A 15177-nucleotide genomic window follows, 5' to 3' on the forward strand; every position below is an offset into this window, starting at 1 on the left:
GAATTTAACTCAATTCGGTTAATGAAGCAACGCTCAATGTATTGAAAGTGATCTGCTGCTGGTGTTTAATGATAAGGGCTGCAGCCTTTGAATGAATTCATCTGACAACCATACTTCTCGACGATTAGACAGCACAATACAATGAGGTGACAGCGTGCGTTACAACAATCCGGTTATCAAAGGATTTTACCCTGATCCAAGTGTATGCAAGGTGGACGATACTTATTATCTCGTCTGCAGTTCGTTTCAGTACTTTCCGGGCATTCCCTTATTTGAAAGTAAGGATTTGATTAATTGGAAGCAAATCGGACACTGCCTGACCCGTCCTACTCAGATTCAGCTGGAACAGATAAGCAGCTCGGGTGGTGTGTTTGCGCCTACAATCCGCTACGATCAGGGGCGCTTTTATGTAACAACAACCAATGACACAACCAGACAGAATTTTTATATATGGACCGATAATATTTATGGCGAATGGTCGGAGCCGGTATTTGTAGATCAGGGCGGAATCGATCCCGACCTTTATTTCGAAGAAGATCGTGTGTATTTCATGAGTAATGGCGAAGATGATGAGGGTATTCCTGGCATTGTGCAGTGCCAGATTGATATTGCATCCGGGCGCAAGTTGACGCCAAGTCGCACAATCTGGCAGGGATCCGGCGGGCGGTATCTTGAGAGTCCGCATATGTACAAAATCAATGGCCGCTATTACCTGCTCGCTGCAGAAGGTGGCACCGAGTATGGACATATGGAGACATACGCCCGCAGTCACTCGGTAAATGGCCCTTTTGAAGCTTATCCACTCAATCCGGTGCTGACCAATCGGAATCTAGGTGGTTATGAGCTGCAAGGTGTGGGCCACGCGGATCTGATCGAAGATCGTCAAGGAAACTGGTGGCTGCTGCATCTGGCATTCAGACAGATTGGGCGCTGGCAGACTTATCATCACTTGGGTCGCGAAGTGTTTTTGACTCCGGTCACTTTTGATGAAGAGGGTTGGTTTACGGCAGGTCATGAAGGTACGACTTTGATGACATTTGAAAGTGATCGTCTTCCGGACAGTCTGATCCAAGCGGAACAGAAGCTGTATACCTTTGATAATACTGATTGGAATATTGACTGGTGTTATCTTCGTCACCCTTCGTTCGCCAATTATACATTGGAGCCTAATAGACTTTTATTGCGTGGAAATGAAACTACGCTGAACGAGGCGGGTTCGCCTACTTTCATCGGTATCCGGCAAAAGGATTTTGATGCAGAGATCTCGTGTGACTTGCAAGTTCACGCCGGACAGGCAGGAATCACCCTCTATATGGATGAGCAGCATCATTATGATTTGAGTGTGGATAGAGATGATTCGGGATGCAAGGTCATCCAGCAGCTCACGATTGGCAGTATCCGCTCCATACCGAATGAAGCAGCTTTTGCGCTGGATAATAATCAATCAGTGACACTCATCATCCGGGCAGAACGTGAACGATATAGATTCTTCGCTTGTATAGAGGATCAGGAGATTCCGCTGGGCAGCGCGCAGACGAAGTATCTTTCTTCCGAAGTAGCGGGCGGATTTACAGGTGTGGTTATCGGCTTGTATGCGTCGGGCATAGGCTCAACGGCGACATTTTCCAATTTCCAAATACAATATATATGAAGAATCAGTAGTTATATCGACAGATCCATTTTATGAAAAGAAGCCCCAAGACCTTTAAACAAAGGTTCTGGGGCTTAATTTTTGTGATTGTTCGAATACTTCGTTATCCTTCGTTCGCCTGATAGGTTCCTTCTATATTGATATACACCCTGGAATCTGCCGAAATGGCTACCCGATATTCAGTTAGACCTTCAGTGCCCTCTTCTGGCTGAAAATTAACACTGCTTCCTCGTTCGCCATTTTCCACAATATCTACATGCACAGGTACCCATTCCCCTTTTTGCTGGCTATACCGCTCATAGGAGATAACAGTTCTGGCTTCCTCCGGCTGGTGTACTTCAATATACACCCATGCATCGGCAACTGCGTATACATCCGCAGCGAACTGCAAGTCACCCGGCTGAAGCTCATAGTATTCATAAATAATTCCCATGCCTGCTTGTGGAGACACGCCTCGCTCTGCATCTGTTCCCTCTGCTCCAACCGTTCCACTTCCGGACAACGACAGCACCAATAATAAAGCGATAAACAAAAACCTGTTTATACCCTTCATAATCAACCTCCCTCATAATTGAGAAATTCCGGTTTCCGGATGTGGGAGCAGCAGAGAAGTAAACCGAATTTATACTTATTTTACCATATTAACCATGTGATAATTTATGGTTTGTGTAAATTAAGTGGAAATAATATTGCGTACACACGATACGACTTCGTGACATCATATATACAACAAAAAAATGGAGCTTAGAATATTCCCAGACCTGTGAGTAATGTCCAGATACCCGATAGTATAATCAGACCCAGCGAGTATTTTTTGAATTTTTGTTCATTTAAACGTCGTACCGCTTTGGCTCCGATCCATGTCCCGATAAACATCACCGGCAGCATCCACAAAAGATACACACTCAGCTCTTGATCGATCAATCCGCTATAGGCAAACGTGACGGTAGTGACAGCATTCAAGATCACGCCTACCAGAGCCAGATTTGCCCGAAACATCTGCTTCGACATGCCCTGATTCGATAACATCAATGCCATGGGCGGGCCGCTGACCGATATACTCCCATTCAGCACACCGCTAATCGCACCGGCGGAGATATAAGCCACTTTTTCATTCGCAATCGGAATAGATCGGCCGCTGATCAGAAAAATGGCAAACACGGTGATCAGTATACCTGTGATGATCTTAAGCGTATTCCCACTTATAATAATCAGAAATAAAGTACCCAGCGGCGCTGTAATTACACTCGCTATAATCAACAAAGCAATTTTGCGGATATTGGCATCCCGGTGAATCGACAGGAATACGGAGAGACAAATCAACATACTCAAAATAACGATAATCGGTACCGCTCGCTGGATCGGCATAAACAAACTAAGCAGCGGCAGTGCGATTAATGCAAATCCAAAACTGGTCAGCCCCTGCACAAAGCTCGCAACCAGAATAATGCCGGCTCCTATCAAAATAGCCTGTAATGTAATCATATATACTCCTTCTTGTTGAGTTGTCATAATCAGCATAATCTATAGCGCACTGTATGATCATACTACTATTGTACACAAAAAAGAGAACTCTTATATCACACAGAGTTCTCTTTAGGGTAGTGTATTATGAGTCTTTGTCTCTTTATTTCGCTGGTAGCTCAGCAGTTACTTTACAGGTGTAGTTACCGGCTTTGCCGAGCTGAACAATGTATCAAAGCGTCGCATCATATTCTCCAGTGGACCTGAAGGCATCCGGGAAAATAACCAGCCGATCAGCAGACCAAGCAGTACAATGATCAAGTCATGCAGCGGCAAACCTGGCATATTGTAATCTATTTTCAGTACACTGAAGATCCAGACAATAACAAATTGGAGTGCATACATTGTCAAAGCTACACGTCCTACAGCGGCAAACGGAATCAAAATGGCTGCAAACTTCTGTGCTACCAGACATGCTATACCCAATACAACAAATGCCATTCCCAGTCCAATCAGTGTCTGAAAAGTCGTTGCCGTATGTGGTGCTGTCAAAAACAGCGTATGCCAGAGTGGTATTTCGGTGTTAAACGGCCAGATTGCATATTCATCCGGTGGTGTAGCATTGTAGTTAATCACACTCAATAACCACTGCTCCCAGCGCGCGCTCCAACCCGGCAGCACAAAAGCACCCAGCAGCTTGCCAACTACCAGCATCACAATACCACTAATGGTTAGCAATACTCCTGTTTGGATACGAGTCAGATCTATACGTCCGATAGCCATACCCGCTACAAAAGCAGGAGCCAAAGCAAGTGCAGATATAGGGCCGCCGGCAATATCACTCAATAGATAAGCCCCTTTAAATATGCTCATCCCAAACAGCATTAATGGCGGTGCAAAAAATAGCAACAGTACGGCAGTTGTTACAATGGTACGTGTCGAGCGCCTAACCAATAACAGCGCCAGCACAAACAAAGCGGCATAGGCAGGCAATATAATGCCATACGGGGTATTGAGCATAATCAGCAGGTAACCGATGATATCCACAAACACCGCACGGGCAATCATGCGTGCGCGGAACGCTACCGGCTCCGATCCTCTTTCCATCATGCGCTGAGCCATGATGGAATAGGATATTCCTCCGCACAATACAAACAGCAGTGTCGTGTTACCTGCTACAATAGACGAAATAGTCAAATTGGAGCCGAAATGCTGCAAATACATCCCCAGTACAGCCAGGCCACGGGCTGCATCCAGAGCGATCAATCGTCCAGCCCCTTTTCGTCTGGATACTGTGGTTGTGCTGCGAGAACGCGATTTTATCGGTGCCGCGTTATCTACGACTTCTTCATTCGGTTGATTCGCCACCATATCTCCTCTGGATGGCTCCCTATTGGCTGATTCTGTACCCGATGGGTCAACGTTTTCTACATATTCTCTGACGGACCTGTCTGTCCGCTGAATACTGCTTAACAACTTGAACTCCTCCTTATTCCATTCCAACTTCATTACTTGCATCCTAATCCTGTAGCTACAGGCGTGATGTGCGTTCTTCATTCAATATACTTCGCAGATGTCGCCAAAGTTTGATCAACTTGTAAACAAGATGTCACAAACGTCAGGTACGGCAGCAGGTCATAGGCAGCAGGGAACGGTAACTGTTCATGATGCAGGTCGCGGCAATATCTCCTTCTTCTCGACTCCTCCCAAGCGAATGCCATCAGAAAAGCAACCTTACCCTGACAGATCGCCGGAGTAAGGTTGCTGGTTCTCTATATTTATGAGGTTGTCTTTATTCGGATGCACCAGGGGCAGCATGAAATACAGAGTTGGCCAATAGGCGGAACTGATGCTGTGAATGTGCGTCACTTGTCAGATCATTGGCAAATACAGTTACATTTTTATTTTTATCCTTATAGGTAAAAGCAAGAATTTTGCCTTTGGCTTGATCATGCTTAGGCCACCAGCCTCCTTTGTAAAAGTCAGGCTGTTTGCTGATCACTGCAAGTACTTTGGCTGTTTTCGGTACGGCGGTGACATAGGAACCGGACAAGGTGTACAAGTATTCCTGAGCATCATAGGATGCAGTAATCGGATTGTCCTGCTTGATATCGGTCCGGAATACGCCCTCGTATCGCTCCCATGTCGGACCGGCAAAGGAAAATCCGGGAATCCAGTCCTTTATATTCACCATGCCCATGTTGCCATAGGCGATATACGGCTTACCGCCAGCTACAAGCTTATCCGAATCAAAGGTATTAACCAGTACATCGGCACGCTGCTGATTGTCGGTTACTTTGAATCCGAGATTTTTGAGTACATAAGCAGACTCGCCAAGAGCGGCTACGACAGAGGGCTTGAGCACCTTGCCCTGTGGCTTGCTACCTTGGAATGCAGCTGTATCAATATAGTATTTGGACACAAGCGGCTTCAGATCATCGGTGACTGCTACAAAGTCACCGGCTTCTATCCCTGACTGGCTGCTGGTTAGCATGGTTACCTTTTTACCAGAAGCAAGCAGATGATTCACTACTTGTATCGCATCATTATTGGTATTCCGGATAACAGTATAGGTAGCATGAGCAGGTATTTGCGCAGCGGGTACGAATACCGAAGTTACAGCCGATGTTTTACCTGTAAAAGCTCCCATATCCCGGACAGCGTAGCTGCTGAATCCGCGCAGATCCGGAAAGTCCTGTACCATCTCGCCAGCTACAGAAGGATAATCGGATACATCCACTCCATCATATAGAACCATATTCGCGATACCATGTTCTGCCTGATGCATATTCACGACGAATGATCCTGCCGGATAAGTGTGACCTCCTGTCGTTACCGGTTCGATAGAACGCTCTACCTTCACCCCATTACGAAGGAAGTGCTTGATCATCCGGTAGGTTTCCAGTGGGTTCTTTTGCAATGCTTTATCGATCGGCAGCACATAATATTCCGGGAAAAAGTTATCTTTACCATGACGCGGACGACCAATGACCTTGTTTTTGGCATTTACGAGATACGGATCTACCGTGCGGCTGTCTATATTGTTGATACCTCGTTCATAGATTTTGAGCTGATTGAGGAAAAGATCCTGTTTGTTTTCCATCACATAATGAGTTGCTGCCGCCGCGCTATAATAGAGTGCGCTGGTAGAATCTTCATTCGTCTCTGGAATCTCCAGAGTATGTCCCATTGCACCATGATGCATGGCAAATACAGCAGTATAGGCAGCAGAAGCATCATCCCAGCCAGACGATGTTCCTTTGGATACATAGCCAGGGTTTTCTACCGTTTTCCGGTGTTCTTCATATGGAATATGGTAATAATCATATTTGGTATTGGCGATACCGGCTTCACCCATGGCTTTGGCCTGCTGCACCATATGGTCGATCAGCAAATCATATTCGATATTCGGATCATGCGGCGGTGTAGCCGGCTCGATCAGAAAGTTCTTGTCGAATCCATGCATATCCAGAAAGGATATCGGTGACCATTTGGCAATCTGCTCGGTAACACTGCGTGTCTCCGGCTGGGTCTGATAAGAATTATCCCTATTCAGATCAAAATAGGCGGCATTGGTGCGTTCAAGATGCACTCTGCCATCCGGATTATCCGTATAGACAAGAAGGAAAAACACATGATTCAGCGCATCATCCATATTCATATGCACTGTATTCGGCTGATTATCCGATGTTTTGGTCTTGTAAGTAATCTCTTTGGCCAGAGCAGCCGTTTTAAAATAATTCACGATCGAATCGACTCCAGGCGCTTCATTGGGGTGGATATTATTAAGCCAGACAGGAACCTGATAATCTCCAAACGCTCCGGACTCGATATCTTTTTGCAGCTGTGCCGGATCATTCATCATTGCTGGATGAGTGATCGTTTGATACTTTTCCACTACCGCCTTGTCCCTGGCTACAATCGTCATATAAATATCCCGGCCTTCTACGGATTTGCCGATGGACAGAGTGTGAATATACCTGTTGTTTTGATGTGCAGCCTGTGCAGTGATAGCGTCAATCTCCGGTTTGAGCTCCTCATACGTATGATAACTTTCGTAAGGAGTCAGCTTGACGGGGGTGCGGGCAATAACTTTGCCATTTACTGTGGCAGATAGGCTGAATGTACCCATAAGTGACTTGTACAGAGGTCTTTGAAGAAAAGGTTCTGACAAATTCTCTGTACCGTAAGGAAGATCAAAGGTAATTGCAGCTGTCGCTTGTCCATTTACCAGTCGAACCGGTGATGCTGTAATAAAAGGAGCTCCTTCATATTTTCCATTTTTGTATTTTTTCCATTCAGATAGCGGTTTGCCGCCATAGGTCCAGGTGACCTTTTTGGGATCAACACCCTGAGGGAGACGGAACGCTGCTTTGAAAGTACGCTTCTGGGTCATGGATGCAGTATGCTTGTCCAGCTTCAGTGTCTGAATATTCAAAGTTGGTGCAGTAGATTTACCGGGTGCTGATTGATGCGGATGCATCGGGGTAATTGTCTGTGCGCTCTGTGCAGACTGGGCCATGGCGTTATAAGGCATTGCTGTGCCGATCAATACGCTAATAGATAGAGTTAGCGCGGAATAAAACGGGATATTGAATTTTCGGGTCATCGCTTTGTCTCCTTTGAAATTAAAATCGCCTTACCGGGATGCTGAAGTGTAAGATCGACACTGCCAATCTTATTGATCGGAGATGCTGATTACAGCGGTTGTTCCGATTTGTTGGGGTTCTTGGTATCTTTGTCAGTATCCGGCTTGTCCGATGTAATGGTGTCCTGTACAAATTGCTTGAGTGCCTGGCGATTCGATATATCGAGTACAGCTGCCCGGCCAACATAGGTTTCTTTTAGCAGCTTCATCGGTGGAATCTGTTCGCTTCCCTTCATGGTGCTCTGATATCCGACAGAAGCCAGATTCCACATATCCGATACGGTTAGATTGGTATCGATATAGGGGCTTATCTGATCCAGGATCGAAGGCAGCTTCATAATCGAAGTCGTTGTTTTCAATTTGTCTGCCAGTGCCTTGGTAAATTGGCGTTGACGCTCTGTCCGGGAGTAATCGGATAGCGCATCATGACGGAATCGGACATACTGAAGCGCCGTTTTGCCGTCAAAGTGCTGATTGCCCTGCTTGAGATTAATATCATATTCGTGATGATCGGCTGCACTTTCATAGTGCATATTTTTTTCCACATAAAAGTCTACTCCGCCTACGGCATCCACCAGCTTGATGAATCCCTGAAAATCCGTATACACATAAAACTGTACAGGGATGCCAAGCAGTTCACTGGCTGCCTTCATGGCTGTATCAGGACCATGGGTGATTGCAGTATTGATCCGGTTTTTGTCATATCCCGGAATATCGGTATACGTATCCCGCAGGATAGAGAATACATGAATATGCTTCCTGACCGGATCCATCGAAATGACCATCATGCTGTCGGAGCGGGGAACTTCGCCTTTCTGAATTCCTCGTGCATCCACGCCCATCAGCAGGATATTGACCGGTTCGGTACCGAGCCACTCGGGTGCTTTGACAGGTGCTTCTTGAGCGGCACTGATTGTGGTCAACGGGGAATGATTTACCCCTTTGTTCAGTCCATCCAGTCCCTGATAAATTGAAAAGAAATAATAAAGGATACTGGCTGCTATAATAATCAGGATCAGGGCGATAAATGTCCGCCTTCTATTTTTCTTCTTTTTCTGTTCCATGGTTATTTCCTTTCTTCAGACCTATTAATAATGGGAGATCGTTGTTATCTGTCTTTAGGATTTTAGGGCTTGAACGAGCAGTGAGGTATAATATCTGCTGCCATCCGGTTTTAAATGGATGCCATCCTTGTAAAAGAATTGGTCTTTACCCTGACTCGCTGCATACCAATCGACTACCTGCACATTTTTGAACTCACTGGCAGTCTGCTCCATCGTGTCATTGACTGTATCCTGCCAACCTCTGGGAACACGGGTCGTGACCAGCAGTACCTGCTTGGCATTGGATAGTGTCTGCAGTACACTGCGCAGCTGATCTTTACTAAAAGGGCCGTTAGTCCCCAATTCAATAATGACTCGATCGCCCAGATTACCCTGGGCTGCCAGTTCGCGAAGAACCTTGCCTGCCTGGGACATCTGCCGTCCTACTTTACCATCCACAGTAATATCGGGCATCTGCTCTTTGAGATAGGGAGCTACACCTACAGTGACCGAATCACCGATCATGGTGACTCCCTTGCCTGTTAGCTGACTGGAGGTAGATGAAGCTCCTCCATGAGCCTGTCCACGCTTCTGGGCAATCGGCTGGACTGAATCGACATGGTATACGGATATACCCTGCTGACTTTCCCCGTCCTTGGCGGACTGCTTTTGAGCGTACCAATGCACTCCGAACACTCCTGCAGCCACCATAATAATCAGTAAGCCCAATACTCGGTTTCTTTTCTTTTTATTCATAGGTTTATCATCCTTTTCATTCTTGTATTAGTAGGTATGGTTCTGCTGCAGCGTATCGGCCAACAGAGACGCGTAATATTCTGCGCCCTCCGGCTTGAGATGAACGCCATCCTGGTAAAAGAATTGATCCTTATTCGCACTAGCTGTATACCAGTCGATTACCTGTACGTTGTGAAAATCGTCAGCCACTTTTTGTATACTGGCATTGACGCGATCCTGCCAGTCGCGCGGGACTCTGGTATTGACCAGATAGATTTGACGAGTGTCCTGCAGTGAAGTCAGCAGTGATCGCAGCTGGGTCTCGTTAAAGACTCCATTCGTACCCAGCTCGATAATCAGCGTCTGTCCGAGTTTACCCTGAGACTTCAGGCTGTCTATCACGTCATCCACCTGTGTCATCTGTCGGCCTACTTTGCCGTCAATAACAATGCCAGGCAGCTTTTTCTCGAGGAAAGGGGCCGCATCGAGAATGACGGAATCTCCAATAGCTGTAATGCCTTCGCCGCTGCCAGACGAATCTTTTGTAACCGGATCTGCCGGCATTGCTTGATTCGTTTCTTTCGCAGGATCATATTGCAGCGATTGTGGCTGAACAGCTTCCTGGCTGCTTATTGTCGAATCTATGACAGGGCTGGCCGAAGAGCTGGAATTCCACCCCTGCCAGCCCATGAGCCAGGAAGCCAGAATGACAGTAGTAATCATCATGGCAGCTACCAGACCCAGCTGACTGCCATAGCCTGATCGGCGGATAGAGTACAGATAGCCCCGCAGCGTTTTACGGCGAATCGGTTCTTCAATATATTTATAGGAAATGGCTGCCATCACGAGACTAACAGCCAGCTGGAGAATAATACGTGTATAGCTGACATCTTCTGTATTTACTTCGGGACTGGATAGGATAATCACCGGATAATGCCAGATGTACAGACTATAGGAACGTTTGCCGATCCAACTGAGCGGACGACAACCCATAATTTTCTCTAGCCTATTGGCCGGATGAACGAGCACGGCGATCACAATGGCAGTTAGGATCGAGAGATAAATGAATCCGGTAGGATACAGCGCATCATCATACTCATTGGTCTGGTGAATTTGTATAAGCAACAGAGCAATCCCTATCACGCCAAGGGTGCCCAGAACATTCCTGGCTGGCGAAGAAATATGCGAATTCAACTTGCTGCTTGGCCATAATACAGCGAGCGCTGCACCGATCAGAATGGCAAATGCCCGTGTATCGGTTCCGTAATAGACTCTGCTGGGATCACTGCCGGGTTCATACAGGATAGCCATGGCTGCAGCTGATACAGCGGCACCGATCAGAATGAGCAGTGTCAGCTTGCCGCGTCTTGGTGCCAGAAATATACCAATCAGCAGTACCAGCGGCCATAGGATATAAAACTGCTCTTCAATCGCAAGTGACCAGAGATGACCGATCGGCGATGGAGGTCCAAAACTTTCAAAATAGGAAACATCATGAAAAATCAGATACCAGTTATTGATATAGAAAATGGAAGTAAAAAAATCTCCCTTCAAAGATATCAACCGGGATGGATCGGTAAGGAGCAGCCACATTGCTACTACCAACAGCATACCGAGCATGGCTGGCAGCAATCTTCTCATTCGCTTCACCCAGAACTGCAGAAGCGATATTCGGCCAAACGTTTTCCATTCGTACAGAAGCTGGTCTGTAATCAGATAACCGGAGATGACGAAGAAAATCTCTACGCCGAGCAATCCGCCCTGTGCCCATTTCAAATGAAGGTGATAGGCGATCACGGCAAGGACAGAAATAGCTCTTAGACCATCCAGTCCAGTCATATAACGCTTCATTGCATGATTCGGATAAAGCTTCCCATTCATTGTAGTTCCTTCCTTGTCTGTGGTGAGCTAATGTTCTTACTCTATTCACTATAGGAAATAGATGTCGCAGAAGTTTGACGGACATGTAAACAAGTTGTCACAAGCGCCATATCTTCGTGACTGTTGGCAGATCAAGCCATATTGCTATGAAGCCAACAAAAAATGCGCAAAATAGCCCAAAGCAAAAAGCCCTGTTCCGGCGAAACGCCGATACAGGGCTGATGCTTGTTTTATCTTCTGGGAACCTCTACCATCCTGTTCCCTATTTTAGTTCAATTACAAAAGCTTCTTTGGTCACCGATTCTGTCGATGTACTCAGTGAAGGATCGAACAGCTTTTGTCCTTGAATCAGCAGACTTTGATTATCCGGACTCCAGTACATGTCATTTAACAGAATTCCACGATACACGGCCTCATTGTACAGTATATTTCTTCCCTGTAGTTTACCTACGTAAGTAATCGTCTGCTCATCATAAGTCGTGTAGGCAATATTTTTCCGATCTGGCGAGAATTTAAAGGTGAGTATTTTTTCAAGCAGAACCGAGAGTTCACCATTACGCTGATCATACTCGTACAGGGTGCCATCGACTCCAAGAAATACAAACTGATCGTTACTCAGCCAGGTTGTTTGTTCTCCGCCACCTACAACGCGTTCGTACTGAATATCTACGCTGCGGCCGGAGACTTTCCCCGTGATCAGGGTGACACGCTGGTGTTCATTTTCCCGAATCGTCTGCAGCAGGACGCTGCGGCCGTCATTTGAAATCATTACATTTAACAGTGTATCTCCCTGCCTGGATTTTGTGAGCTCGTACTTTTTGGATGTTTGAGTCTTCATATCATAAATATATAAATAATCCGGCTGGAGACCATTCATTCTTTCTACGAGATAGCTGAGATATGCACTATTATTGGACCACGAAATGTATTGTATATAGCTGTTCGATGCATTAAAGCTGGCGATTTCCTTTTCTGTACCATCCTGCAGATTGATCAGTTTCAATCTGCTTTTGGTAGTGGTCGAAGAAGTGCTGGAAATATATTTCCCATTCGGAGAAAGCGTACTATGAGAATTAACATAAGGCAGTCCTGAGATCAGCTTACTTTGCTCATAGGGACGCACCAGGCGTTTCACATTTCCCTGATCCAGTACACTTATATCCCTGTCAGCCACAACAACCGAATCGGAAGACGACCAGCCAAGCAATCGCACTGTATTTGTCAATGATTCAGGCAGACGATAGATTTTGTGAATCTGAAAAGGCCGGGAACTCTGTTCGACGCTGGTCACTTCGTTACCGCTTGACATGACAAACGTCTCGGTATGAGGTTCTGCACTGCATGCTGATACACACATCATAAGAATAATCAGTCCGGCCAAAGTTCTAATAGAATTGTATTTCATCATTTGTTCTCACTTCCTACTATATCCAGAGCGGCTAATTCCACAGTAACTACTGTATGGTTATGCTCACTGGTAATAAAAATGGAACCTTCACATTCTTCCACGATTGCTTTGACGATGCTTAATCCCAGTCCTACACTTCCTTCTTCGGGACTGTTGGGATGTGCCGGATAAAATGGCTGGAACAGTCTCGACAGATGCTCTGTCTCGATAGGATCGCTTGGATTGCTGAATACAAAGCGAATAGTCTCCTCTTCCCGCTGTGCCTGAACAGATACGGTGGATAATGGAAGACTATATTTGATCGCATTATCGATCAGATTGATGAATAGCTGCCTGATCCTGTCACTATGAGCCAGACAGATCAGTCCTTCACCAATCTCGTATTGAATAGCCTTCTTGTACCGCCTAGCCCGAATAGTCATAGTTTCACATACATCCTGCAGGATCATCCCCGCATCTACAGGTTCCAGCTCGTGCTGCATATTGCTATTGCGCGACACTTCGAGGAGCTTGAGTACCATCGTATGCAGACGTCTGCTTTCCTCTATGATATGATTCATGCCTTTGTCAAAAAAAGCACGGTCTTTCTCACCATTCAGCCGGATCAACTCCGCATAGCCGAGAATGGACGTTAGCGGCGTCTTCAGTTCATGGGTAATATTATCGAAAAATCGCTTTTCTTGCTGATGCAGCTCCTTGAGGTGATCCCGATCCTTTTCGATAATATGGATCTGGTTGCTAATTTGACCGATCATGTCGTTGAAGTTCTCAGCCAAATGACCGATCTCGTCCTTGCGCCGGAAATGCAGGCGTATATCCAGATTGCCGTTTTTAACCTCGGTCGAAGCGCGGGTCAGCTTGGTCAGGGGAATCGTAATATGCCGGGACAGAATATAGGAGAACAGAAATGCAGCTGCAAAAATCGCCAGTGCAATATAGAGGGTAACCTGCAAAACTTGATTCGTCTGTTCATAAAGTGAGCTGAAATCCCGGTAAAAGCGAAGAATCCCTACTTTGGAACCGTCAATAACGACTGGATAGGAGAATAACACAGTAGTCTTGCCATTACCGGTTGTAATACTGTAGGCGGTATTGCCACTCACTGCCTGCTGCAGATCGCTCTGCATCTGGGCAGGAAAACGGGATTTGTCTGACGCATAGAGCAATTTGCCCTCTACGGTGTATACCCCTACGCTGCTATCGGTGGTGTGGGTCAGATCGCTTGCAATCTCCTGGGCAATCTCTCCAAAGTATAACTCATTGCTGGTGAAGTGGTTGATCAGAAAAGCCTGGCGGATATAGACATTGCTGTTGCTTTTGAGTCCGTCCAGTTCGGAGCTGACCAGATTCTGGTTGCTGGTCTGGATAAACTCCTTGACCGTCTGATGAAGCACCACAAACGAAAGCGAGAAAATCAGAAAAAAACCGATCAGAAACTTGATGCTGATTTTACGTATCATGCTCAGCCACCCAATTTCTCAAATTTGTATCCTATTCCAAAGACGGTCGTAATCAGCGAGTTGGCATCGAGCTTTTTGCGCAGCCGCTGGATATGCGTATCTATCGTACGTGTGTCGCCCACAAAATGGTAACCCCATACTAGATCAAGCAGCTCTGCACGTGTAAAGGTTTTGCCCTGATGCTTGATCAGCATAAGCAGCAAATCATATTCTTTGGGCGTTAATTCAACAGGCTGTCCTTCTTTTTGCACCAGCCGCTCTGCTTCGACAATCTCGATATGCCTGTATTGGATTACAACAGGTGCAGCTTCGGCCTGATTAGGGCTGCCCGCCTGCTCGACTCTGCGCAGAATGGTACGAATCCGTGCAACGACTTCGCGCAGGTCAAATGGTTTGGTAATATAATCGTCTGCTCCGAATTCAAGACCGAGTATTTTATCGGTAATATCGGATTTGGCGGTAATCATCATAATAGGAATATTATGGTTGGCCGTTACCTGTTTGCAAATATCGAGTCCGCTCTGGTCGGGCAGCATCCAATCGAGCAGCAATAAATCCGGCTGGAAAGACTCCAACTCACGCATTCCAATTGCTCCATTCCCCGCTGTTCGTGTCTGGAATCCCTCCATCGAAAGTCCATAAGAAAGCAAATCGGCAATCGGCATATCATCTTCAATAATTAGAATTTTGGCTTTGTTCATCGTAATCCTCGTCTCTGTTTTGAATCATTCCATCTTGTAAGGTATCGTCCATTATATTAACGAGTCCTTAACCAACAATCAAATATAGATTTGTCACATTTTTGTTATTCAAGGATTGTCCGAATGAAATAACAGGCCAAAATCCTCATATAAATCCATAAAAAATCTGTAAAAAAGCTTGCCCGT

The 15177-nt window shown here is 46.0% G+C and carries 11 protein-coding genes; 1 reads left to right on the forward strand and 10 read right to left on the reverse strand.

The window, feature by feature from the left end; genetic code table 11:
- The first annotated feature begins 154 nt into the window (after positions 1 to 154).
- Entirely contained in the window at positions 155 to 1651 is a 1497-nt protein-coding gene (locus AR543_RS14395) for a glycoside hydrolase family 43 protein (RefSeq protein WP_060535172.1), read from the forward strand.
- Between the two features lie 103 nt (positions 1652 to 1754).
- Here the strand turns inward: AR543_RS14395 and AR543_RS14400 are convergent, their stop codons facing one another.
- The 10 genes from AR543_RS14400 to AR543_RS14445 form a co-directional block, all read right to left on the reverse strand.
- Positions 1755 to 2204 carry a hypothetical protein gene (locus AR543_RS14400; RefSeq protein ID WP_060535173.1) on the reverse strand — a complete coding sequence of 150 codons (450 nt, stop codon included), beginning with the start codon at positions 2202 to 2204 and terminating at the stop codon, positions 1755 to 1757.
- A 191-nt stretch (positions 2205 to 2395) separates the two neighbouring features.
- On the reverse strand, positions 2396 to 3136 hold the full coding sequence (locus tag AR543_RS14405) for a sulfite exporter TauE/SafE family protein (RefSeq protein ID WP_060535174.1): 741 nt from the start codon (positions 3134 to 3136) through the stop codon (positions 2396 to 2398).
- A gap of 165 nt (positions 3137 to 3301) precedes the next feature.
- The gene (locus tag AR543_RS14410; protein ID WP_227871753.1) at positions 3302 to 4591 is read right to left on the reverse strand and encodes a DUF418 domain-containing protein; all 1290 of its coding nucleotides are present in this window, start codon (positions 4589 to 4591) and stop codon (positions 3302 to 3304) included.
- Positions 4592 to 4907: 316 nt separating this feature from the next.
- Positions 4908 to 7724, reverse strand: a complete 2817-nt coding sequence (locus AR543_RS14415) for a M14 family metallopeptidase (protein ID WP_060535176.1) — start codon at positions 7722 to 7724, stop codon at positions 4908 to 4910.
- An 89-nt stretch (positions 7725 to 7813) separates the two neighbouring features.
- Positions 7814 to 8827 (reverse strand): LCP family protein, encoded by a 1014-nt coding sequence (locus AR543_RS14420; protein ID WP_060535177.1) that lies wholly within the window; start codon positions 8825 to 8827, stop codon positions 7814 to 7816.
- A gap of 54 nt (positions 8828 to 8881) precedes the next feature.
- A complete protein-coding gene (locus tag AR543_RS14425) occupies positions 8882 to 9562 on the reverse strand; it encodes an SGNH/GDSL hydrolase family protein (protein ID WP_060535178.1) in 681 nt (226 codons plus the stop codon).
- A gap of 27 nt (positions 9563 to 9589) precedes the next feature.
- Positions 9590 to 11422 (reverse strand): acyltransferase family protein, encoded by a 1833-nt coding sequence (locus tag AR543_RS14430; RefSeq protein WP_060535179.1) that lies wholly within the window; start codon positions 11420 to 11422, stop codon positions 9590 to 9592.
- Between the two features lie 262 nt (positions 11423 to 11684).
- A complete protein-coding gene (locus AR543_RS14435; protein WP_060535180.1) occupies positions 11685 to 12830 on the reverse strand; it encodes a hypothetical protein in 1146 nt (381 codons plus the stop codon).
- Complete coding sequence (locus AR543_RS14440) at positions 12827 to 14290, reverse strand: HAMP domain-containing sensor histidine kinase (protein ID WP_060535181.1); 1464 nt, start codon at positions 14288 to 14290, stop codon at positions 12827 to 12829. The genes AR543_RS14435 and AR543_RS14440 overlap by 4 nt, the downstream gene beginning before the upstream one ends.
- Positions 14291 to 14292: 2 nt before the next feature.
- Complete coding sequence (locus AR543_RS14445; protein WP_060535182.1) at positions 14293 to 14991, reverse strand: response regulator transcription factor; 699 nt, start codon at positions 14989 to 14991, stop codon at positions 14293 to 14295.
- Positions 14992 to 15177: the final 186 nt, after the last annotated feature.

The sequence above is a fragment of the Paenibacillus bovis genome (assembly GCF_001421015.2).
Classification (GTDB): Bacteria; Bacillota; Bacilli; order Paenibacillales; family Paenibacillaceae; genus Saccharibacillus; species Saccharibacillus bovis.